Raw genomic sequence first — 21,851 nt, 5'->3', positions numbered from 1 at the left:
CTAGCGTTCAAATAATAACGCTATTTATGCTATCTGATACCGCGAATTTAATTCTTGATTAATAGGTTTATCTAAAAAGGTTATTATTATGAACAACACAAATACTACTCCAGCTTATAATGAAAATGATGATGTTTACGCCTCGGTCGATTTGGCAAATGCATTACCGAAATCAACCTTCCCAATGGCCGAGCGTAATCCGCGCAACGTATTTAATGCCATTCGCGACGAACTGATGCTGGATGGTAATTCACGCCAAAACCTGGCGACGTTCTGCCAGACCTGGGTGGATGACGAAATTCGCGAACTGATGGATCTGTCGATCGACAAGAACATGATCGATAAAGACGAATATCCGCAAACTGCCGAAATTGAAGCCCGCTGCGTCAGAATGCTGGCCGACCTGTGGAATTCGCCAACGCCGGAAACGACTCTGGGTTGTTCAACCATCGGTTCCTCAGAAGCCGCCATGTTGGGTGGGCTGGCGCTGAAATGGCAGTGGCGCAAAAAGCGCGCCGAGCAGGGGTTGCCTAGCAATAAACCCAACCTGATTTGTGGCCCGGTGCAGATCTGCTGGCACAAGTTTGCCCGTTACTTTGACGTAGAGCTGCGTGAAATCCCACTGAATGGCGATCGTCTGATCATGAACGCGGAAGAAGTGCTCAAGCGCGTTGACGAAAACACCATCGGTGTCGTGCCAACGCTGGGCGTGACGTTCACCTGCCAGTACGAGCCGGTGAAAGAGGTGAGCGATGCGCTGGATCGCCTGCAGCAGGAAACCGGCCTGGATATTCCGATGCACATCGATGGTGCCAGCGGCGCTTTCCTGGCTCCATTCTGCTCGCCAGAACTGGAGTGGGATTTCCGTCTGCCGCGGGTGAAATCCATCAACTCATCTGGCCATAAATTTGGTTTGGCCCCGCTGGGTGCCGGTTGGGTGATATGGCGTGAAGCGGCAGATTTGCCAGAAGAGCTGATTTTCAACGTCAACTATCTTGGCGGCAACATGCCAACCTTCGCGCTGAACTTCTCGCGCCCCGGTGGCCAGATCGTTGCTCAGTATTACAACTTCCTGCGCCTTGGCCGCGAAGGCTACGCCAAAATCCATAACGCTTGCTACGCCACGGCACAACATTTGGCGGCAGAGATTGGCAACCTGGGGCCGTTTGACATTCTGTTTGATGGTGACAGCGATAAGGGCATCCCGGCGCTGGCGTGGAAACTGAAAGACGGCGCGGCGATCGGCGGTTACACCCTTTACGATCTGGCGGAAAAACTGCGCGCTCGCGGTTGGCAGGTTCCGGCCTATTCGATGCCGACACACCGTGAAGATCTGGTTATTCAACGCATCCTGGTGCGCCACGGCGTGAGCTACGACCTCGGTTGTCTGCTGATCGAAGATATCAAAAGGGCGCTGATAGAATTCGAGAATCACCCTGTCATCAACCCAGTGTCTGCGCAACAAGGCAGTGGTTTCAACCACGGGTAATCACTCTACTTTTTGACGGGGCGGCGATTTTGTCGGCCCCGTTTTTTTCCCCCACCAATATTCGCTGAGAAGAGCAACCTCTTCCGGCAGGAGAATCGTTATGGCGAGCACAGAAAAAAGCGCCGCTCCAAAACAATTAACGTTGTTAGGCTTTTTTGCTATTACCGCATCTATGGTAATGGCGGTTTATGAATATCCGACCTTTGCAACATCGGGTTTTTCTCTGATCTTCTTCCTGCTGTTAGGCGGGTTCCTGTGGTTTATTCCCGTAGGCCTCTGTGCCGCCGAGATGGCGACGGTAAAAGGGTGGCAGGAAGGTGGGGTATTCACCTGGGTGTCTAAAACCCTGGGTGAGAAATGGGGCTTTGCCGCCATCTCCTTTGGCTACCTGCAAATTGCCGTAGGTTTTATCCCTATGCTCTATTTTGTGCTGGGGGCGCTGTCTTATATCCTCAAGTGGCCTGAGCTGAATGAAGACCCGATCGTTAAAACCGTCGCGGCATTGGTTATCTTGTGGGGGCTGGCTTTCACCCAGTTCGGTGGTACCAAAAACACCGCGCGCATTGCCAAGATTGGCTTCTTTGCCGGCATCCTGTTACCTGCGGCTGTGCTGGTGGTCCTGGCCGTCAGCTATCTGCATTCTGGTGCGCCGCTGGCCATCGAAATGAACGCCTCTACCTTCTTCCCAGACTTTACCCAAATGGGCACGCTGGTGGTGTTCGTAGCGTTTATCCTGAGCTATATGGGCGTTGAAGCCTCGGCGACTCACGTCAACGAGATGAAAAACCCGGGCCGCGATTATCCGCTTGCCATGCTGTTGCTGATGGTTGCGGCTATTTGTTTAAGTTCTGTCGGCGGGCTTTCTATCGCAGCGGTGATCCCACGAGGTGAAATCAACCTTTCTGCGGGTGTGATGCAAACCTTCAGCGTGTTGATCTCACACTTCGGTCCGCAGTTTGAATGGGCTGTGCGCGTCATTGCTGCACTGCTGCTGTTAGGCGTGTTGGCAGAAATTGCCGCCTGGATTGTTGGCCCGTCTCGCGGCATGCTGGTTACCGCACAACAAGGGATCTTGCCTGCTCGCTTTGCCAAAATGAACAAGAATGGGGTGCCGGTTGCACTGGTGATTTCTCAGTTGGTGATTACTTCGATTGCGTTGATTGTCCTGACCAACACCGGGGGCGGCAATAACATGTCCTTCCTGATTGCGCTGGCGTTGACCGTGGTGATCTACCTGTGCAGTTACTTCCTGCTGTTCCTGGGCTACATCAAACTGGTACGCAAACAGACGGAAAACGAACGTGTCTTCAATATTCCGGGTGGCAAAATGGTCAAGCTTGCCGTGGCTACTATTGGTTTGCTGACCTCTGCGGTTGCCTTTGTGGTCTCATTCTTCCCGCCTTCAGGTCTGGCCGGGGTAGAAGCCAACCATATGTACGTGACTATGCTGGTGGTGTGTTTCCTGGTGGTTGTGGCTATCCCGTTCATTATCTATGCGCTGCATGATAAACGCTTGAAGGCGACCAACCTCAAGCTGGTGCCTGTAAGCACGGATTCTGCGCCAGAAGGGCACTTCTTTATCCACCCGCGTGCACGCTCCGCGCACCATATTTTTGTCGATGACAAGCAAGTCCATTAATCGTTTCCTCACTCTGCACTGAACTTGCAACAAGGGGCGCTGCATGCAGCGCCCGTTAATATAATCAATAGGTTAGACCGGGACGAGTTGGTTCGTCCCTACCCATTCATCAATCTCCCCCCAAGACCTACCTTTTTGCCCAGCTTAACGCCCAGTCATTGACCAATGACAAGGCGGTACGAGTATCTGCCTCTTTATAATCAGGCCCGTTTGTTTTCTCACTGGTGTGGACCCATGGCTTATCAACTGAATCTGAACTGGCCCGAATTTTTAGAAAAATACTGGCAAAAACAACCTGTAGTATTAAAAAATGCCTTCCCGAACTTCGTCGATCCCATCACCCCGGACGAGTTGGCCGGTTTGGCGATGGAAGTTGAGGTAGATAGCCGTCTGGTCAGCCAAACCCATGGCCAATGGCAGGCCAGCCACGGGCCGTTCGAGCATTTTGATAACCTGGGTGAAACCGGCTGGTCGCTGCTTGCTCAGGCGGTTAACCACTGGCATGCCCCGTCAGCGGAGCTGGTAACCCCGTTCCGCGTGTTACCGGACTGGCGGTTGGACGATCTGATGATCTCCTTCTCGGTACCCGGCGGCGGTGTTGGGCCGCATATCGATCAGTACGACGTATTCATCATTCAGGGCATGGGGAGCCGCCGCTGGCGCGTGGGAGACAAACTGCCGCTCAAGCAGTTTTGCCCGCATCCGGCGCTGCTGCACGTGGAACCTTTCGAGCCGATTATCGATGAAGATCTGGAACCGGGCGATATCTTGTATATTCCGCCGGGCTTCCCGCACGACGGCTTTACCCATCAAACCGCGCTTAATTACTCCGTTGGCTTCCGTGGCCCTAACGGCAGGGATTTAATCAGCAGCTTTGCGGACTATGCGCTGGAAAACGATCTCGGGGGTGAGCACTACAGCGATCCTGATTTAACCTGCCGGGAACATCCAGGCCGGGTGGAAGAGTATGAACTCGATCGCTTGCGCAGCATGATGACCGAGATGATTAATCAGCCGGAAGATTTTAAACAGTGGTTTGGCCGTTTCGTGACCACGCCGCGCCACGAGCTGGATATCGCCCCTGCGCAACCGCCTTACGCGCAGGATGAGGTTATCGAAGCGTTGATGGACGGTGCCGTCCTGACACGCCTGAGTGGCTTAAGGGTGCTGGAGGTAGGCGGCAGCTTCTTTATCAACAGCGAGCGCCTGGATAGCGTCGAGCCTAAAGCTGCGGATGCCCTATGCCGCTACACTATACTCGGCAAAAAAGAGTTGGGTAGCGCGCTGCAAAACCCGGCGTTTGTTGCCGAGTTAACCGGCCTGGTGAATCAGGGGTACTGGTTCTTCGACGAGTAAGCGTGCTGTGAGTTTCGCAACGGACAGTATGTATAGATTCACCCCAGGCAACGGCGCAAGCCGTTGCCTGGGGGTTAATTAATCCACCAACACCCGCTTATTGGTCGCGCCCCAAAGGATCGACATCTCGGTAAACAGCGCGCCGCTGATGTCTTCCACTTCAGTAGCGGTAATCTCCGCATTGCCTTGCTTACCGAAGAACACCACCTCATCACCAGGATTGACGTTTTTCAGCCCAGTCACATCCACCATTACGGTATTCATCGAGGTTTTACCCACCACCGGTACCCGTTGCCCCTGGATCAGCACATGACCCGCGTTGCTGAATACCCGGCGATAGCCGTCTGCATAGCCCACCGGAATATTGGCCAATACCGAATCACGTTTCAGCGTAAAGGTACGATCGTAACCGACGGTATTACCTTTAGGATAATGATTGAGCGCCGCGATGGATGACTTGAAGGTCATCACGCGTTTATAGTCATTACTGGCAATGGTATCGCCATAAAACACCCCGCCAACTCGCACCATATCAAGCCAGGACTCCGGCACGGTGAGGGTAGCGAAGGTATTGGCAACGTGTAAGGTCACGTCGCTGCGTTTGATCCCGGTAATATCGAGCACCTGCTGGGACTGCACCTTGAAGCGGGCCAGATCTTTGCGTACCGCCGCTGCATCTTCCTCAGGATAGTGGGACATGATGCCGACCATTTTCAGATGAGGTAATGCAGAGATAGCCTTGGCTTCAGCCAATCCGGCGCGATCGCTGACTTCCAGACCGTTACGTGACATGCCGCCAGAGTTCAGTGCCAAATGGAAACGTAGGCTTTTGCCCTGTTGGGCGGCAATGGCATCCAGGCGTTTCGCCATTTCCAGATTACCGATCAGCTCTTCGGTGTCATAGTCAGTAGCCTGGCGCATCTCTGCTTCAGTAGCATTGCGTACGCGCATCAGGCGGCCTTTAAAGCCGAGTTCGCGCACGGTTTGCAGTTCTTGATTACTGGCCACGCCAATGCACTGCACGTGATTCTTGATCATCACGGGTGCCACCAACGAAAGGTCGTGCCCGTAGGCATCGCCTTTCAGAATGGCGCAAAGGGTGGTTTTATCGCCCAACAGCTGCTGAATTTTGTGGGTGTTGTATTCCAGCGCACTTTGCGAGATTTCCAGCCGGGCATTGCTTACCACCGCCGGTGCACTTTTAGCCGTGGCGGCGAGGGTTGGCGTGGAGATGCTACTGGTGGGTTGCTGGCAAGCCACCAACGTTAATAGCGGTATTAAGACTAAATGGCGTAAATGCAGCGGCATATTCCCTTCCTGGTGAAATAAAAAAGAGTTTTTATCGGCCTTGATCAGTTTTTTTATCTGATTTGACGGCGGGTGAGGCTGAGCGATCAGCGGCATCCAATAAATGACAAAAGTGACTTTTTGTCAAATTTATTAATAATCTACAGGGGGGAGTAAAAAAAGGAGTAGGTAATAAGCGCAGCTATTTAGTTAATCCCCTCACCCCAACCCTCTCCCACAGGGAGAGGGAGCTGATAGCCCCAGCTCTTTTGGGGGTAAATAGTTAATCTCAGAAAACTCGAACGCCCTGTCATCCAAAGCGTATCGCCGAATTTTCAGAACCACATCAGGGAGTGAGAAGAAAGATAGGGTATTACGCAGAGCAATCAACGAACTCGATCTGATCCCCTCTCCCTTTGGGAGAGGGCTAGGGTGAGGGGCATCATTTGCATATTGTTATAACCAGGCAGCATTATTTCATGGAATGTAGGCCAATCACGTTGCCTTCACTATCTTTGGCGATGGAAATAAAACCATGTTCACCGATGGCAAATTTTTCTTTCAGGATCTCACCGCCGTTTGCGACAATGCGGCTTTCTTCTACGGCGCAATCCTCACATGACAGATAAACCATGGTGCCGCCCGCTCCAACGGGCACGCCAGCCATTTTAACCAGTGCGCCGCCAGACCCTTCGCCCCCTTCCTGGTAAGGGAACATCAGGTATTCCATCCCCTCGGTCTCCAGCTTTTCTAGCTGCGTGTCGAATACCGCCTCATAGAATTTCTTTGCTCGCGGCATATCAGTAACATAAATTTCAAACCAGCTAACGATATTTTTATTCATAGCATTCTCCAGTGGTATGGATGGTTGTTCCTGGTTGGTTATGTTACATGGGCTGTGTATTTATACAGTGATCTGGATCATGTAATCAACCCGTGTTTGGCTTGCTCCAGGTAAGCTGGACTCTGCGGTTGGGTACTTACGAGGATTAACTTTATTAAATAAATGCCAATGCGATGATAACTTGTCAGCCTGGTTTGTTATTGTAATGCCTTATGCCAGATTGTTTTTTATTAATCATATAATGGATGTATATTTTGGGTTTTAATTATGGATTATTCTTGTTTTTAATTAAGATCAATCCATAACATAGGACAAGCAAGGCTTTAATGTTGACTGTGGATTTATTCTATTATTATAATTTAATCGCTTTAAGGCGGCTATATTTCGTCAAATTAAAGTTATTTTCTAGTGAGAATATTGCAAGTTCATTTTGGTAATGTCTATAAGGATATATTTATGAAAAAGTTAAACGCATCTGAAGTTTCAAACATTGTTGGCGGCAGAGTTCTCAATTGTGTTATCAGCTATGAACGACAAACCTCAGGTTCCGGTACCTCTGCGGTAACCGTTTGCCGTCGAGTTTCCACCTGTCAGGGCAAATTCGGTGAGTTTCTGACTCGTGAACCAGCCGATCTGGCTAACTGCGGCGCTTAATCGCAAGTCATAGTTAAGGTATGGCACTATGGATGGTGCCGTACCTTTCGTTTCCTCTAAATAGTCTTTTCTTCTCTCCTTTTACGGTTATTTATCTCCATTATCCCCACGAAGAAATTTATCCCCTATCTGTAGTTTGTGATCCCTGCATCAAACCCCCGGAACAATGTTGAACGTATGTTGGCGATTTGTTATGTTGCCTTTCTGGCTGATGCCCAATTAGCCGCAGCTACCGGGGCATGCGGCTTAGTACGATAAGCCTGTTCTCTTTTGTTACTTATGTTTCAAGGGGTTAATCATGGCAGTCTCTACCCGGCTCGCTGATGCCAGTTTTGAACAGTGGTTAGGTCAAATCAATGCTGCCTGTGGCCGGTTTTGTGCCAAAACCCTGGCACCTGGGTTTGTTGGCGCGATACAGGAGTTCCACTCCCATGCATTACGCCTGAGCGTGGTCGATGCTGCCCAGACCCGGCTTTACCGCACCCGCCGTGAAGTAGAGCAAAGCGACGGTTGCCACTTTTTTACCGTATTCCAACTGCGTGGCCAGTCGGTTATGGAGCAGGGCGATCGGCAAGCGATGTTGTCTGCCGGGGATATCACCCTGATTGACGCCGCGCAGCCCAGCAGCTTTACCTACCAACAAGGTTCCCGTCAGTTATCACTGTTGCTGCCGCGCAGCTATCTCGAACAGCAGCTGCGTTTTACTAATCTGCCCGGTGCACGGCGCATTGCTGCCGATACGGTGGTAGCTAAGCTCAGCCAGCAGCTGGTATTGGGCAGTATGCAGAATGCGCAGATGAGCCGCCTGGAGAGCGAAGCAGTGCTTAACGCCGTGGCCACCTTGTTACAGCCTGCCTTGATGGGGCAAGACGAGGGGCAAGATAGTCATGAGCGTATTTTTACCCGTTCGCTGGCGTTTATCGATCGGCATATTCAGTCTGAACAGCTGCGCCCTGAATGGGTTGCCAGTGAGATCGGCGTCTCTGTGCGTAGCCTGTACCGGTTATTTGCCCGCAAGGGGCTGGTGGTGGCGCAATACATCAAAAATCGTCGGTTGGATCTCTGCGCTCAGGTTTTGCGCCAGGCAAAGGAGCGGCAAAAGCTGGCCAATATTGGTTATGACTGGGGGTTTACCGATCACAGCCATTTCTCCACTGCCTTCAAGGCCCGCTTTGGCGTCTCGCCGAGCGCGTACCGCAAACAGTATCTGTAACCCCGCCTGAATGATTTGCCAGCAGATTGTCAGGAGTGACAAATCGGATGGCAAGCACAACAAAATATCCCCTGTGAAGAGTTGCTATGTTGAATTGGGACCCCGTCAGACGGGCTCATCACAACAACAACGGCGGTAATATCTCTTTGATAGGTGACGGGGGAAAGATGGTAGCTAACACAACAACAATCAAAACCAAACGTCTGCCAGCGGCGATTGCGCTGGCGTTAGGCTTGCTGATCGGCGCGGGTTGGCAGCCAACGGCGTTGGCTCATGGTGCCGCGGTACATATGGTGCCTTTGCAAAAGACTCTGGAAGAGTTTGGTGCCAGCGTGCAGTGGGATGACTACGCCCGCATGTTTGTGATCGTGAAAGACGGCGCCTATGTGAAGGTCAAACCGGATAGCCGTGAAGCCATCGTTAACGGCAAACCGTTGAGATTACAGGTGCCGGTGGTGTTCAAGGGCAAAACGGCCTATATGTCAGACGAGTTTATCAACGAGGTGTTCCAGTCCGGTCTGGATCAGACCTTTGCGGTGGAACATCGGGCCCATCCGCTAAATCCGTTGAGTGCGGCGGAGATTAACGCGGCGGTCGCCATCATCAAGGCGGCCCCGGAGTATAAAAACAACGTACGCTTCACCGAAATCTCGCTGCGCGAACCGGAAAAAAGCCAGGTCTGGCAGTTCGTGCTAAGCGGTCGCGATGTACCACAGCCCCGGCAGGCCGACATTACCCTGCTCGACGGGGTGCATGTGATTGAAACCGTGGTCGATCTGCAACAGAAAAAGGTGCTGTCCTGGCAGCCGATCAAAGACGCTCAGGGAATGGTGCTGCTGGATGATTTCGCCAGCGTTCAGAGCATTATCAACGGCAGCAAAGAATATGCCGAAGCCCTGAAGAAACACGGCGTTGCGGACCCGAGTAAAGTGATCACCACGCCGCTGACCGTGGGCTATTTTGACGGCAAAGATGGTTTGCAGCAGGATCAACGCCTACTGAAAGTGATCAGCTATCTTGACGTTGGCGATGGTAACTACTGGGCACATCCGATCGAAAACTTGGTGGCGGTGGTCGATCTGGAACAGAAGAAAATCATCAAAATTGAAGAGGGGCCGGTGATCCCGGTGCCGATGAAGCCAACGCCGTATGACGGACGCGATCGTAAGGCCCCGAAAATCAAAGCGTTGAATATCATTGAGCCGGAAGGCAAAAACTACACCATCACCGGTAATACCATCCACTGGCAGAACTGGGATTTCCACCTGCATCTGAATTCCCGCGTCGGGCCGGTGATCTCAACCGTGACCTATAACGATAATGGCCGTAAGCGCAAGGTGATGTATGAAGGGTCGCTGGGTGGCATGATCGTGCCTTATGGCGATCCGGACGTGGGCTGGTACTTCAAAGCCTATCTGGATGCCGGGGATTACGGCATGGGCACGCTTACCTCGCCGATTGCCCTTGGCAAAGATGCGCCGCAAAATGCGGTGTTGCTGGATGAGACCATTGCCGATTACACCGGTAAGCCGACTGCTATTCCACGTGCCATCGCCATCTTTGAGCGTTACGCCGGGCCAGAGTACAAGCATCAGGAAATGGGGCAGCCGAATATCAGCACCGAACGCCGTGAACTGGTGGTGCGCTGGATCAGTACGGTTGGCAATTATGATTACATCTTCGACTGGGTATTCCACCAGAACGGCACCATCGGCATCGACGCTGGGGCGACGGGTATCGAAGCGGTGAAAGGGGTGAAAGCCAGAACCATGCAGGACCCGACCGCCAAGCAGGATACGCAATATGGCACGCTGATCGATCACAACATTGTGGGCACTACCCATCAGCACATTTACAACTTCCGGCTGGATATGGATGTGGATGGCGAAAATAACAGCCTGGTAGAGTTGAACCCGGATGTGAAGCCTAACGATCGCAGCGGTCCGCGTACCAGCACCATGCAGGTCGATCAGGTGAAGGTCACCACCGAACAGCAGGCGGCACAGAAATTCGATCCTTCTACCATTCGCTTGCTGAGTAATCCGAGCCGGTTGAACAAGATGGGTAATTCGGTTTCCTATCAGTTGATCCCGTATGCGGGCGGTACGCACCCGATCGCCAAGGGGGCCAATTTTGGTAAGGATGAATGAATTTACCACCGTCTGAGCTTTATGGATCGGCAGCTGTGGGTGACCCGTTACAACCGGAATGAACGTTATCCGGAAGGCAAATACCCGAACCGCTCGATCCACGATACCGGGCTGGGTCAGTACACGGCGGATAATCAGCCAATAGACAACACCGACGACGTGGTCTGGCTCACCACCGGCACCACCCATGTGGCGCGAGCGGAAGAGTGGCCGATTATGCCAACCGAGTGGGTGCATGCCTTGCTCAAACCGTGGAACTTCTTTGATGAAACGCCAACGCTGAATCTGAACGGGCAACAACAGCCGTAATTTCTGCTTCACCAATAAAATAGGAGGTAAACTATGTATACCCTATGGATTTCAAGTTGCAGCTAGGCGCCAAGCTATCTCATCCCCAGGAGCTTACGTTTAGTAAGTGACTGGGGTGAGATAGTGCAGGTAACAACGCTGCAGCTTGAAAGACGACGGGTATGTTAGTAACGAATGCACACCGATTTGGATTCGGTATAGGCATCCAGCCAGTCCGGGCCAAAATCACGGCCACTGCCAGACTGCTTGAAGCCGCCAAACGGCATGTTAGCGTCGATCAACGTATGAGTGTTGACCCACACCGTGCCCGCCTGAATGCGTGGCGTATACGCCATGGCCGCCTGCAGGCTGGTGGTCCACAGGCTGGCCGTCAGGCCATAGTCGGTATCGTTGGCTTTGTGCAGCGCCTCCTCGGCATCCGCTACGCGGATCAGGTTGACGACCGGGCCAAACACTTCTTCCCGCGCCAGGTTCAGGCTGTCATCGGGATTGATCACTAACGTTGGGGGAATATAGAAGCCTTGTAAGTCAGGCCCGGTGGCACCGGTGATCAATTCGGCGTGTTTGTTTCTGGCATCATCCAGATAAGCGGCCACCTTGTTGCGGTGCTCTTTGGACACCAGCGGGTTGATCTGGGCATTGCCATCCATCCCCGGCCCGACAGAAAGCGACTTCACTGCCTGTTCAAAACTGGCGACCAGCCGATCGTAAATCGGCGCTTCGATATAGATGCGTGAGCTGGCGGCGCAGACCTGCCCCTGATTAAGGAAACTGCCGGCCATCAACCCTTCGATCACCTGTTGCAGGTCGGCATCTTTCAGCACGATGGCCGGGTTTTTACCGCCTAACTCCAGCGTAACGCGGGTCAACCGATCCGCCGCCGCGCGTGCGATCCCTTTACCCACCGGCGTGGAGCCGGTAAAGCTCACTTTGGCGATCAGCGGATGCTCCGTCAGCGCTTTACCGCAGATAGCTCCCTTGCCGGTCACCACGTTAAACACGCCAGGTGGCACACCCGCTTCGCTTGCCAGTTCCGCTATACGCAGCAGTGTGAGCGGCGTAGTTTCAGACGGTTTGATGACGATGGAACAGCCCGCAGCCAGTGCTGGCATCACCTTCCACATGCCAATCAGCAGCGGGAAATTCCAGGGGACAATCCCGGCCACTACGCCGATCGGCTCCTTACGGGTATAGACCTGATATTTGGCTCCCGGCGGCATCGGAATGGAGACATCCAGAGTTTGGCCGACGATCTTGGTGGTCAGCCCGGCGGTATAGCGCATCCAGTTCAGCGTGCAACCCACTTCAAAGGCGCGGGAGATGTTGATGGATTTCCCCTGTTCCAGGGTTTCCAACTGGGCCAGCTCTTCGGCGTGTTGCTCCACCAGATCGGCGAAGCGCAGTAAAATGCGCTCACGTTCGGCGGGCAGGCGCTGTGCCCAAACTCCTGCGGTAAAGGCCTGATGGGCCGAGGTGACTGCCAGCTCGACATCTGCGGCGTTGGCATCGGCGGTGCAGGAGATTTGTTGGCCGTCGGCTGGGTTATAGACCGCCAGCCGCGATTCGGCCTGTGAGGTTTGCCACTGGCCGTTGATATACAGGCCGTGCTGACGATCGAGGAAACGGACTACGCTGTCGAGTATGGTCACATTAGGCATACGCCCTCCTAAGGGAATAAACGGATCGTTACCCTTAACAGTCTATAGCGTTATACCCAACGCGGTTTTCATCTGCCTGACAATGGGTTTGTACTGCGTGACACTTGCGGGCTATTTACGCGCCAGCAAGGTGGCGAAACGCAGTTTGATGCGGTTGCCCTCGGCATCTAGGCGGTGCAGCTCGCCGGGGTTCTCGTTATATTTGATGATGTCCCAATCCTGATAGTAGTCTTTTAACTCATCCGGTTTGAAGGTGAACGAGAAGGGCACCGTGCAGGGGTAATCTGGCGTATCCATGGCCGCGACGATCAGGTTGTAGCCCCCTTTAACCGTGCTGTCTTGCATATTGCGTACGATGTGTGGGATCTGCTGGCGATCCAGGAACATAAACACCACGGTAGACAGGATAAAGTCGTACTGGCCGCTAAAGCGATGGGTATTGAGATCCTGCTCGCTGGCTCTGATGTGTGCAAGCTGCTCGGTGGCTATGATCTGGTTTATCGCGGCGATCGACGCAGCGTTTTTGTCCCAGGCGGTGACATCAAAGCCTTTCAGGTTGAGATACAGCGAATTGCGGCCGCTGCCGCAGCCCAGATCCAGCGTCTTGCCGGGCGCGATCAGCTTGGATGCCTCAAGGACTTCGGAATGGGTGGCCGTCAGGGAGTATTTTTGGGTGTAATAGTTTTCTGGCAGGGTGGTCTGCTGATCCATCATGGTGTTCCTCTATGTTTGATGTATATAAAATACATCTTTAGTGGCCTTTTGCCTAGCCGTTGAGAGGAGCACAGTATACCCGTTCAGTTTGGCCTGGCGGTATCCCTGCGCCAGGCCCTGGTTTTATCAGGCAATGCGCCTTGGGTTGTGCAGCCCAAAGTTAAAGCTGTTGCAGCGGCGGCAGAACTCTTTCATCGCCGGTGGGGAATCCATCATCGGCAATTTCACCTCGATAAACGCCAAGTGGTCCTGACGCGAAGCCTGCTCCAGCGCCATCTCCAGCTGTTGGCTGGTTTCTACCGTGACGCAAAACGCCTGGGTCTGCGGGCTTAGCACCGCCGGGAGCTTGGCGTAATCCCACGAGCCGATAGCGTTATAAGACGACGTTTCGCCAAGGATATAGCGCTCAATGGTGTAACCGTCGTTATTGATCAGAAAGACGATCGGCTTTTGCTCATGACGTAACAGCGTTGAGAGTTCCTGGGCGGTGAGCTGGAAGGAGCCATCACCAATAAACAGCAACTGCCGCCGTTGGGGCGCGGCCATCATCGTGCCGAGCAATGCGGGTAAGGTATAGCCGATCGATCCCCAAATCGGTTGGTTGACCACGGTTACGCCGTTTGGCATCCGCATGCCGCCGATCGCTGCGCCAGAGGTGCCATTTTCAACGACCAGCACGTCATCCGCCTGAATAAAGCGCCGTATCCGCTGCCAGAAATAGTCCTGATCGAGCGGTTCGCTGCTTGGCTGCGCTAGTTTCTGCTGCGGTCCTGATAGTGACTTCAGCGGCGGCTGGCTGGTGGCAGGAGCTTTCTCCAGTAGAGCTTGCAGCAGTTCGCTTGCCGTTACCGCAGGGTAGGAAATGTTATCCAGCTTCAGCGAAAAAGGCTGAATATCCACCACTGACTGCTCAGGGATCTGCTGGCTGAAATAGCCGGTGGTGGAATCCACCAGGCGTACGCCAAAGCTGAGGATGCAATCTGACTGGGCCATCAGCTCAAACAACTCGGGGCGAGACAGATCGCCGTTGTAGCCGCCTTGCCAGCCCGGCGTGTTCTCTGAGATCGCACATTTTGCCGTGGGCATATTGGTTAACGGGATGGCGAATTTATCCGCCAGGGCTAACACCTGCGTTTGAAGTTGATATCGTTCGACCATCTGATCGATCAGGATGATTGGCCGTTTAGCCCGGTTAATCCGTTCGAGCAGGGCTGCGCTGGCAAGCTGAAGATGGCTGGCATCGCTGCTTGGCAAGCGATATGGGGCGGGATTATCGGCAACCTCAATTTCCACTTCACAAATGTCTGAGGGGAGTTGCAGGTAAACCGGCTTCTTACGTTGCCAGGCGCAGGCGATGACCCGCGGGATCTCCGTTGCGGCATTTTCCGGGGTGATGAGCGCCTGCGCCACGGTGAACTGCCGGAAACAGTTCATCACGTTATCAAAATTGCCGTCTGCCAGGGAGTGGTGCAGCAGCGCATTGCCCTGCATGGCGTGCAGCGGTGGCGTACCCGCAATGCAAATCACCGGGGCTGATTCCGCATAGGCTCCGGCAATGCCGGAAAGGGCTGCCAGATCGCCCACGCCATAGGTGGTGATCAACGCCCCAGCGCCGTTGAGGCGGGCATAGCCATCGGCGGCGTAAGCGGCGTTCAGCTCGTTGCAGTTGCCAATGAATTCGCAGCTTGAGTCATGCTCGATGGTTTCCAGTAGTGCCAGGTTGTAATCGCCGGGCACGCCGTAGATGCGATCCACTTTCAGGGCGCGCAGCTGTTGCAGGATGAATGAACCTATGGTGATCCTCATTGATTGCTCCACATTCACGTCAATTTATTGTTATTTAACCGCGCGCAGCAGGGAACGGCTGGCGATGTCGCGTGGTTAATCGTTGAAAATGCGAGTCGCTTGTAGGGCGTCAGCATTAACAGTTGGTGAAAGTGGCGGCTTGTTCAAGTTGAGCGGGTTTGGGGGAAGGATTATTCATCGTATCAAGGAGTTTACGACCCAAAAGGGGTAGCAACAGCGGTTTTCGCAGGGGGCGGTACTTTTCTTGCATTGATGGCCGCTAGAAATTGCGGCAAGGGCAGAAGCGAAAAGCCAGACGGGTACTTTCCGCCATCTTCACTTCTCTCCTGGCTGGGCGTCAATTTTTCGCTACGCCAGGAGGAAGATAATTTAAAGTGGGGGAGTGGCGCTCAGAAGAACATAATCCAGGCCGCCGAAATTGGCATCGCCAACACCAATGCTGGCAGCATATTGGCTACCGGGAACAGCTTGATACCACAGATGCGCAAGCCGGTGGCCAACATCATTAACCCGCCAACGGCAGAGAAATCGGCCTGCATCGCCGGTGTGGTCAGCGGCAAAATGAACACGGCGCCAAACGCCAGAGCTAACTGGATGACCAACTGCGGGACGGCGATCAACGCCACGGCCAGGCCAAGCGCGGAAGCAAAAATCAGCGCGGTGAACAGATCGAGGAAAGATTTGGCGATCAGCACGCTGGCATCCCCGGTCATCCCTTCGTGCATCGAGCCAAAGATGCCGGTGCCGCTGGCGCAGAACAGCACGATAATGGCGACATATGCCTCCAGAAACTCTTTCTGGTCCTCTCTGACAGCGCCTTTGGGGGCCATCAGATTACGGGCCCAGCCTCCGATGCGGCTGATGCCCCGTTCAATGTAGCAAAGCTCGCCAAGCAGTGCTCCCAGCACCAGTGCCAATACCATCACTGGCATATGTGCTACCTTGCCGATCAGCACTACACCCATCCCCATCGAGGTAATACCAAAGGTCATTGGCAATGCCAGGCGCACCCGCTCCGGCAGCCTATGACCCAACATTGCCCCTGCAATACCACCGGCCAATATTGCTGCACCATTAATAAATGGACCAATAACCATACCTATCCCTCGGCAAATAAAACCTAAGGTTCCTCCATAAGTCGTTGAGGTGCAAGCAGGGGAACCGGAGTTTTCTGACAGACAGCGCGTGTACAGGCGCATAACTTGGGCGCGTACGCCAATGGGCACCAAACTTAACCGTCTCTCAACGAGGGGCGATAAAAGCATCGGGCTAGAGAGATACGGCTTGCTCAGGATAGGACGATCGGTAAGAATCCCCGGCTTTATTTTTACAGGAGTTGCGAAATGGTGGTTAAAAGGATCTTGTTAGCCGGGGGGTTGGCGGTGATATTTCCTGCACTGCCTTCCTACGCCCAGGTTAGTGCGGAAAATAGCAATGTCGCGCACGCTGAAGATCCCGGCTGGTGGGGGCGTTTTACCGGCAACGTGGCGGAAACCTGGAACAACTCGCCCAATAAGGAGCTCTATCTCCCGGCGATCACCTGGCATAACCGCTGGACCTACGATAAGGAAAAGACCGACGAGTACAACGAGCGTCCTTGGGGTGCTGGCTATGGCATTTCACGGTTTGATGCCGATGGTGATTGGCACGCGATCTACCTGATGGCGTTCAAGGACTCCTACAACAAGTGGGAACCGATCGGCGGTTATGCCTATGAGAAGATCTGGCGGCCGATTGAAGGGGAGGATTTCCGCTTGGGGCTAGGGTTTACCGCCAGCGTGACCGCGCGTGACAACTGGAAATATATCCCGATCCCCGCGCCGCTGCCGTTGGCGTCGATCGGCTATAAGCAACTGACCTTACAGGCTACCTATATTCCGGGTACTTACAATAACGGTAACGTGTTCTTTGCCTGGTTGCGCTGGCAGTTCTGATGATTTGCCGACATTCTGAAAAATGCGCGGCAGCCCGAATAAAAGGAACTTGTCGGGTGGCACGGCGTCCGAGCTAAGCATGGGGTTAATTACGCCGTCATTTTGCAGTTAAACAGGAGTCTTATCGTTATGAATACCCAATATCGCTTATTGTTGGCCCTGAGCTTGACCACGGTAATGGCTACGGGCAGCGCCCAGGCCGCCGGGTTGATGGACTCCCTCAGCAGTGCCGCCACAGAACTGAGCAAATCAGGCGGCAGCACCAGCAACGGCGGCATGTCGCTGTCCTCGCTCAGCGGATTACTCAACGGCGGTGATAAAGCATTGAGCTCCTCCAGCATGACCAACGCCGCAGGGATTTTGCAGTACTGCGTGCAGAATAACGTTCTATCGGCGAACGGTACTGAAGCGGTGAAAGACCAACTGCTGAATAAACTGGGTATCACCAGCACGGCCAATGCCAACAGTGAAGATTATCAGCAAGGGCTGGGTGGCCTGCTGAATACCGGCAAGGGCAACACGCTGGATCTTAATAGCCTGGGCACCTCGCAAATCACCGAGAAGGTGAAGCAGAAAGCCTGCGACCTGGTGCTGAAACAGGGCATGTCCTTTATTTCGTGATCCCTAAGAGGTCGCGATGTTCCCACTCACTTCACGGTGAAAATAATCTCAATGACCAAGATCCTAATGCTTTCCCTGTTCGCTGGCGTAGCTTTGCTACAGGGGTGTGCGGTGAAAACCCATGATGATGCGCCTGCGCCGCCAAAGGTGATTGGCATGGCGAATCCGGCAGATGTGTATTGCAGCCAGATTGGCGGCAAGCTGAACCCCAAACAAAATGCTCAGGGGCAATCCTCCACCTGTACCTTGCCGGATGGGCAAGAGATTGACAGCTGGGAGTTGTTCCGCCGCGACCACCCAGTGAAAAAATAACCCGGAAGGACGGTGCTAGAACTCTCTATCACTTATCGGATGATATTGGTCTGGCCCCTCCTCTGAAAAGGTCAATGGCAGCCTGCCATCGGGCCGATCTGCCATCGAGAAGGCCGTGCGGAAGCTACAGCCGCTGTGGATGTCTTTTACCTTCATCACATAGTGGCCATTGGGCTCCAGCTTGATATTGAAACTGCTGGCTGCGGGGAGGAACACCTCTGCCAGTAGCTGCTTGCTGGTGTTCTCTAGTTTGACCAAAGCGGCAAATTCATGGTGCTTATTTTCCAGCGTCAACGTCTGCAATTTACTGCTGGCTTGCCAATCTGGCTCATGCAGATAACCTGCCGAGGTGGGCCACGGGCTGCCCTGATTGTCTGCCAGCGGCCCAACGCAGTGCTGGCGTGCCTCCCGTAACGGGGCCTCCCGCTGGATCACGTAATTCTGGGGGGCGGCAAGGGTAAAACTCTCCTCCTGTACTCCTTCACTCAAGTGGCGTTTAGCCAGAAAAACCCCGGCTGCAACCAGAATAAAGAAGATCAACAGGGTCAGTCGATTGCGGAAGATCGGTGCCAATAGCCTACCCGGCAGCTGAAATAGCCAGCTTGCAACTCTCAATAGCATTGTTTTTCCTTTATGGCCGCCTGCCTTTCAAGCCGCAACTTGCCTTTCAATGGGTGTTTAATCAGAGCGTTACGTCTGCGTTAACGTAACCTTTTGCAGTATAGCCAACATCCTGACGGCGAAAATCGCCAAAAGCGCTTTTTATAGAAAACGATTGTACGTTTGTGTTCGTTTGTATACATTTGTGTTCATTGTATCTTTGTCGAACCGTCATCATGTCAAAACTGCTGCCCAATGAACGCCACCAGGCCATCCTTGCCACCTTGCAACAGCAGGGGCGAGTGCTGGCGATCGAAATGGCGGCGCAGCTGCATACCACCGAGGCCACCATTCGCCGCGATCTGCGCCAACTGGCGGCGCAAAACCTGTGCAAACGGATCTATGGTGGGGCGTTGGCGCTCACGCCTGCCGGTGGCTATATGGCCGAGCGGGTTGAGATTAGTGGCGATGAAAAACATCGGCTGGCCCGGGCAGCCTTGACTCTGATCCAGACCGGGCAGGTGATCTTTCTTGATGCGGGCAGTACCTACCTTTATCTGGCCGATCTGCTGCCCCGCGATCGGCAACTCACCGTGGTGACCAATGCGTTAAGCGTGGCCAGCCGCCTGCTGGAACGCCCTGGGATCCGCACCATTATGATTGGCGGTGAGGTAGATGCAGAAATTGGCGGCAGCGTCGATGCCAAGGCATTGGCCGAGATTGCCACGTTTCGTTTCGACATCGCCTTTACCGGCGTCTGTGCTTACGATCCCGACAGTGGCTTTACCGCGCTGCGCTACCAGGAGGCGCAGTTTAAGAAACAGATGCTGGCACGCTCTGGCAACGTCGCGGTGCTGTGTACCCGCGATAAGTTCAATACCTACGCGCCTTATACGCTACTGCCCGCCAGCCAGGTCGATTATCTGGTGATTGCCCGTGGCGGCCAGGCGCAACTCGAACAGCAGGTCACTCTCAGCGGTGGCAGCGTGCTGTATATCCCCGCAGATGATGGAGAGTAATGATGAAAATCGCCCATGTAGCCCTATGGACACAGGATATTGAGGCTCAGGTCGGCTTCTGGCAGCGCTATTTCAATGGCATAGCGGGGCAGGAATATGTGAGCAAGAATCGCCCTGGCTTTATCTCGCGCTTTGTTCAACTGGCAGATGGTCCCGCGCTGGAGATCATGTGCGTTCCTGGCCTGTTGCCCGGCGGTAAAGGTGAGGAACGCGTTGGCTGGGCCCATATTGCGCTGTCGCTCGGCAGCGAGGCGTTGGTGGATGAACTGGCACAGCGGGCCAAGCAAGAGGGGATTTTGCAGGCGACACCGCGCTGGACCGGTGATGGCTTTTATGAGGCCATCATTCGCGATCCAGACGGCAACGCGATCGAAATCACCGCCTGATCACGCTTCCTCTAGGGTGGCGAACTGCTGAGCCAGAAAATCTATCAGCAGCCGTACCGCTGGCAGCATGCCACGGCGTGAGGGATAGACAATGTGGATCACGCCGCCCTGAGGTTGCCAACCGGGCAACAGCTGTACCAGATCGCCCCGCAGGATCTCATCGTGCATCATCATGGTCGGCAGTTGAACGATACCGGCCCCGGCAATTGCCGCAGTACGCAGCATCAGCATATCGTCGGTGACCAGTCTGGGTTGATGCTCCCACTGGAACGTCTGCCCCTGCGGACCGCTGAGTTGCCATTGATGCTGTGTTCTGGCCGGGCCGAGATCGAGCGTTGGGTAGTTCTGTAACCCTGTGGGTGAATCGATAGCGCCGATCGTACGTACTAATGCCGGACTGGCGGCGATACACCAGCTGCGCTGAGCCAGGATCTTCAGTACCAGGTCGCTGTCTTCTAACGGTGGTGGCCTGACGCGAACCGCCAGATCCAACCCTTCACCCACCACATCGACCCGGCGGTTGGTCGCCTCAAGATGTACGGTCACCCGTGGATAATCCGCCATAAACCTGGCCACCATACTGCCGATACGCGTATGCAACATCGCCACAGGACAAGACATACGAACCGTGCCGCAAGGCTCTGCGCGGGTCTGTTCGATTGCCTGCTGCGCCGCTTCTGCCTCAACCAGCATCGCCTTACAGTGCACATAATAGCTTTGCCCTAAATCGGTCACCGAGAAACGCCGGGTTGAACGTTGGATCAGGCGTACGCCGAGCCGTTCCTCCAGCTGCGCCACGCGGCGGCTGAGCTTCGATTTAGGAATGCCAAGTGCACGCCCTGCGGGGGCAAAACCCTGATGGTCCACCACGCTGGCGAAGAAATACAGATCGTTCAGGTCTGTCTGCATCGGTGCCCTTATCGTTCTATTGATAGAACACTGAGTGTATATCTTGCCGACTACTGCGGCAAATCGCCTTGGACTAAACTTCTGTCATCAACGTTAGGCCGCGAGGCCTGCAACAGGAGTTTAAGATGAAAAAGATCCTTGGTGTTTATAACAGCCCGGAAGCTCACTGGGTCGGCAACGGTTTTCTGGTGAATTCCCTGTTCTCCTATAACGAGCTGGGCGCAGAGATGAGCCCGTTCCTATTGCTGGATCACGCTGCGCCAACCAAATTCCGTTCGCACAGTGGCCGACGTGGCGTGGGGCAGCATCCTCATCGCGGGTTTGAAACGGTCACCATCGTCTATCAGGGCGAAGTTGAACATCGTGATTCCACCGGCAGCGGCGGGGTGATCGGCCCTGGCGATGTGCAGTGGATGACGGCGGCGTCGGGCATCTTGCACGAAGAGTTTCATTCCAAAGACTTTGCGCAGAAAGGGGGCACCATAGAAATGGTGCAACTGTGGGTCAACCTGCCAGCCAAAGACAAAATGGCGGCACCGGGTTACCAGACTTTGCTGAACCAGGATATTCCTGTCGTTCCTTTGGCGGACAATGCCGGGCAGGTAAGGGTCATTGCCGGGAGCTACGGTGGCCATGCTGGCCCTGCGCGGACCTTCAGCCCAATCAACGTGTGGGACATGAAGCTGAACGCCGAGCAGACCACCACCTTGCAGGTGGAGGAAGGGCATACGCTGGCCGTGGTGATGCTGCATGGGGCGATTCTGGTCAACGGCGATCAGATCGTGCGGGAAACGCAAATAGTGCTGCTGGATCGCGCTGGCGACTCCATCACCCTTGAGGCAAATGGTGACGTCAGCTTGCTGGTGCTGAGTGGCGAGCCTATCGATGAGCCCATCGTCGGTTATGGCCCCTTCGTGATGAACAGCGAGGCGGAGATCCAACAGGCTTTCC

Annotated in this window: 19 protein-coding genes and 1 pseudogene; 12 read left to right on the top strand and 8 right to left on the bottom strand. The window is 54.1% G+C overall.

Annotation, left to right across the window (positions count from 1 at the left end):
- Nucleotides 1–88 precede the first annotated feature (88 nt).
- The 3 genes from ACLQ7H_RS14910 (at nt 89) to ACLQ7H_RS14900 (ending at nt 4,484) form a co-directional block, all read left to right on the top strand.
- A complete protein-coding gene (locus tag ACLQ7H_RS14910; protein ID WP_411753355.1) occupies nt 89–1,489 on the top strand; it encodes a glutamate decarboxylase in 1,401 nt (466 codons plus the stop codon).
- Between the two features lie 100 nt (nt 1,490–1,589).
- On the top strand, nt 1,590–3,128 hold the full coding sequence (gene gadC / locus ACLQ7H_RS14905) for a glutamate:gamma-aminobutyrate antiporter (protein ID WP_411753354.1): 1,539 nt from the start codon (nt 1,590–1,592) through the stop codon (nt 3,126–3,128).
- A 234-nt stretch (nt 3,129–3,362) separates the two neighbouring features.
- Nucleotides 3,363–4,484, top strand: coding sequence for a JmjC domain-containing protein (locus ACLQ7H_RS14900; RefSeq protein ID WP_411753353.1), 1,122 nt, complete (start codon nt 3,363–3,365; stop codon nt 4,482–4,484).
- A 78-nt stretch (nt 4,485–4,562) separates the two neighbouring features.
- Here ACLQ7H_RS14900 and alr read toward each other — a convergent pair whose 3' ends face one another.
- Both alr and ACLQ7H_RS14890 read right to left on the bottom strand, forming a co-directional pair.
- Entirely contained in the window at nt 4,563–5,792 is a 1,230-nt protein-coding gene (gene alr / locus ACLQ7H_RS14895) for an alanine racemase (RefSeq protein WP_411753352.1), read from the bottom strand.
- Nucleotides 5,793–6,243: 451 nt separating this feature from the next.
- Nucleotides 6,244–6,615: a VOC family protein gene (locus ACLQ7H_RS14890; RefSeq protein WP_411753351.1), complete on the bottom strand. Its 372-nt coding sequence runs from the start codon at nt 6,613–6,615 to the stop codon at nt 6,244–6,246.
- A gap of 456 nt (nt 6,616–7,071) precedes the next feature.
- Between ACLQ7H_RS14890 and ACLQ7H_RS14885 the strand changes: the two genes are divergently transcribed.
- From ACLQ7H_RS14885 to tynA, 3 genes and pseudogenes are all read left to right on the top strand, one after another.
- Entirely contained in the window at nt 7,072–7,269 is a 198-nt protein-coding gene (locus tag ACLQ7H_RS14885) for a DUF4762 family protein (RefSeq protein ID WP_411753350.1), read from the top strand.
- Nucleotides 7,270–7,567: 298 nt separating this feature from the next.
- Entirely contained in the window at nt 7,568–8,482 is a 915-nt protein-coding gene (gene feaR / locus ACLQ7H_RS14880) for a transcriptional regulator FeaR (protein WP_411753349.1), read from the top strand.
- A 167-nt stretch (nt 8,483–8,649) separates the two neighbouring features.
- Nucleotides 8,650–10,941, top strand: a pseudogene (gene tynA / locus ACLQ7H_RS14875) (primary-amine oxidase).
- Between the two features lie 164 nt (nt 10,942–11,105).
- Here the strand turns inward: tynA and ACLQ7H_RS14870 are convergent.
- The 4 genes from ACLQ7H_RS14870 to ACLQ7H_RS14855 form a co-directional block, all read right to left on the bottom strand.
- Entirely contained in the window at nt 11,106–12,599 is a 1,494-nt protein-coding gene (locus tag ACLQ7H_RS14870) for an aldehyde dehydrogenase family protein (RefSeq protein ID WP_411753348.1), read from the bottom strand.
- A 111-nt stretch (nt 12,600–12,710) separates the two neighbouring features.
- Nucleotides 12,711–13,313 (bottom strand): tellurite resistance methyltransferase TehB, encoded by a 603-nt coding sequence (gene tehB / locus ACLQ7H_RS14865; protein ID WP_411753347.1) that lies wholly within the window; start codon nt 13,311–13,313, stop codon nt 12,711–12,713.
- Nucleotides 13,314–13,439: 126 nt separating this feature from the next.
- Entirely contained in the window at nt 13,440–15,119 is a 1,680-nt protein-coding gene (locus ACLQ7H_RS14860; protein WP_411753346.1) for an alpha-keto acid decarboxylase family protein, read from the bottom strand.
- A gap of 389 nt (nt 15,120–15,508) precedes the next feature.
- Nucleotides 15,509–16,216 carry a DUF554 domain-containing protein gene (locus ACLQ7H_RS14855; protein ID WP_411753345.1) on the bottom strand — a complete coding sequence of 236 codons (708 nt, stop codon included), beginning with the start codon at nt 16,214–16,216 and terminating at the stop codon, nt 15,509–15,511.
- Nucleotides 16,217–16,462: 246 nt separating this feature from the next.
- Here ACLQ7H_RS14855 and pagP point away from each other — a divergent pair, with 246 nt between their 5' ends.
- From pagP to ACLQ7H_RS14840, 3 genes are all read left to right on the top strand, one after another.
- Complete coding sequence (gene pagP, locus ACLQ7H_RS14850) at nt 16,463–17,053, top strand: lipid IV(A) palmitoyltransferase PagP (protein ID WP_411753344.1); 591 nt, start codon at nt 16,463–16,465, stop codon at nt 17,051–17,053.
- Nucleotides 17,054–17,182: 129 nt separating this feature from the next.
- The gene (locus ACLQ7H_RS14845) at nt 17,183–17,674 is read left to right on the top strand and encodes a DUF2501 domain-containing protein (protein WP_411753343.1); all 492 of its coding nucleotides are present in this window, start codon (nt 17,183–17,185) and stop codon (nt 17,672–17,674) included.
- 51 nt (nt 17,675–17,725) lie between these two features.
- Nucleotides 17,726–17,986: a DUF333 domain-containing protein gene (locus ACLQ7H_RS14840; RefSeq protein WP_411753342.1), complete on the top strand. Its 261-nt coding sequence runs from the start codon at nt 17,726–17,728 to the stop codon at nt 17,984–17,986.
- A 15-nt stretch (nt 17,987–18,001) separates the two neighbouring features.
- On the opposite strand, the gene ACLQ7H_RS14835 is transcribed toward ACLQ7H_RS14840, so the two are convergent.
- Nucleotides 18,002–18,607 carry a hypothetical protein gene (locus ACLQ7H_RS14835; RefSeq protein WP_411753341.1) on the bottom strand — a complete coding sequence of 202 codons (606 nt, stop codon included), beginning with the start codon at nt 18,605–18,607 and terminating at the stop codon, nt 18,002–18,004.
- 215 nt (nt 18,608–18,822) lie between these two features.
- On the opposite strand from ACLQ7H_RS14835, the gene ACLQ7H_RS14830 reads away from it, so the two are divergent.
- Nucleotides 18,823–19,605 carry a DeoR/GlpR family DNA-binding transcription regulator gene (locus ACLQ7H_RS14830; protein WP_411753340.1) on the top strand — a complete coding sequence of 261 codons (783 nt, stop codon included), beginning with the start codon at nt 18,823–18,825 and terminating at the stop codon, nt 19,603–19,605.
- A 2-nt stretch (nt 19,606–19,607) separates the two neighbouring features.
- Complete coding sequence (locus tag ACLQ7H_RS14825) at nt 19,608–19,991, top strand: VOC family protein (RefSeq protein ID WP_411753364.1); 384 nt, start codon at nt 19,608–19,610, stop codon at nt 19,989–19,991.
- Here ACLQ7H_RS14825 and ACLQ7H_RS14820 read toward each other — a convergent pair whose 3' ends face one another.
- Nucleotides 19,992–20,900 carry a LysR family transcriptional regulator gene (locus ACLQ7H_RS14820; protein ID WP_411753339.1) on the bottom strand — a complete coding sequence of 303 codons (909 nt, stop codon included), beginning with the start codon at nt 20,898–20,900 and terminating at the stop codon, nt 19,992–19,994. It lies immediately after the preceding gene.
- Nucleotides 20,901–21,025: 125 nt separating this feature from the next.
- Between ACLQ7H_RS14820 and ACLQ7H_RS14815 the strand changes: the two genes are divergently transcribed.
- A partial coding sequence (locus ACLQ7H_RS14815) for a pirin family protein (protein ID WP_411753338.1) occupies nt 21,026–21,851 on the top strand: 826 nt, incomplete at its 3' end.

This window comes from Serratia sp. (in: enterobacteria) (genome assembly GCF_046715635.1).
GTDB lineage: Bacteria > Pseudomonadota > Gammaproteobacteria > Enterobacterales > Enterobacteriaceae > Chania.
The sequence above is the reverse complement of the archived record's forward strand: the minus strand, read 5'-3'. Positions and strand labels throughout refer to the sequence as shown.

Coding starts and splice junctions, on each gene's coding strand:
- ACLQ7H_RS14910 (WP_411753355.1), top strand. CDS start 89: ATGAACAACACAAATACTACTCCAGCTTATAATGAAAATGATGATGTT.
- gadC (WP_411753354.1), top strand. CDS start 1,590: ATGGCGAGCACAGAAAAAAGCGCCGCTCCAAAACAATTAACGTTGTTA.
- ACLQ7H_RS14900 (WP_411753353.1), top strand. CDS start 3,363: ATGGCTTATCAACTGAATCTGAACTGGCCCGAATTTTTAGAAAAATAC.
- alr (WP_411753352.1), bottom strand. CDS start 5,792: ATGCCGCTGCATTTACGCCATTTAGTCTTAATACCGCTATTAACGTTG.
- ACLQ7H_RS14890 (WP_411753351.1), bottom strand. CDS start 6,615: ATGAATAAAAATATCGTTAGCTGGTTTGAAATTTATGTTACTGATATG.
- ACLQ7H_RS14885 (WP_411753350.1), top strand. CDS start 7,072: ATGAAAAAGTTAAACGCATCTGAAGTTTCAAACATTGTTGGCGGCAGA.
- feaR (WP_411753349.1), top strand. CDS start 7,568: ATGGCAGTCTCTACCCGGCTCGCTGATGCCAGTTTTGAACAGTGGTTA.
- ACLQ7H_RS14870 (WP_411753348.1), bottom strand. CDS start 12,599: ATGCCTAATGTGACCATACTCGACAGCGTAGTCCGTTTCCTCGATCGT.
- tehB (WP_411753347.1), bottom strand. CDS start 13,313: ATGATGGATCAGCAGACCACCCTGCCAGAAAACTATTACACCCAAAAA.
- ACLQ7H_RS14860 (WP_411753346.1), bottom strand. CDS start 15,119: ATGAGGATCACCATAGGTTCATTCATCCTGCAACAGCTGCGCGCCCTG.
- ACLQ7H_RS14855 (WP_411753345.1), bottom strand. CDS start 16,216: ATGGTTATTGGTCCATTTATTAATGGTGCAGCAATATTGGCCGGTGGT.
- pagP (WP_411753344.1), top strand. CDS start 16,463: ATGGTGGTTAAAAGGATCTTGTTAGCCGGGGGGTTGGCGGTGATATTT.
- ACLQ7H_RS14845 (WP_411753343.1), top strand. CDS start 17,183: ATGAATACCCAATATCGCTTATTGTTGGCCCTGAGCTTGACCACGGTA.
- ACLQ7H_RS14840 (WP_411753342.1), top strand. CDS start 17,726: ATGACCAAGATCCTAATGCTTTCCCTGTTCGCTGGCGTAGCTTTGCTA.
- ACLQ7H_RS14835 (WP_411753341.1), bottom strand. CDS start 18,607: ATGCTATTGAGAGTTGCAAGCTGGCTATTTCAGCTGCCGGGTAGGCTA.
- ACLQ7H_RS14830 (WP_411753340.1), top strand. CDS start 18,823: ATGTCAAAACTGCTGCCCAATGAACGCCACCAGGCCATCCTTGCCACC.
- ACLQ7H_RS14825 (WP_411753364.1), top strand. CDS start 19,608: ATGAAAATCGCCCATGTAGCCCTATGGACACAGGATATTGAGGCTCAG.
- ACLQ7H_RS14820 (WP_411753339.1), bottom strand. CDS start 20,900: ATGCAGACAGACCTGAACGATCTGTATTTCTTCGCCAGCGTGGTGGAC.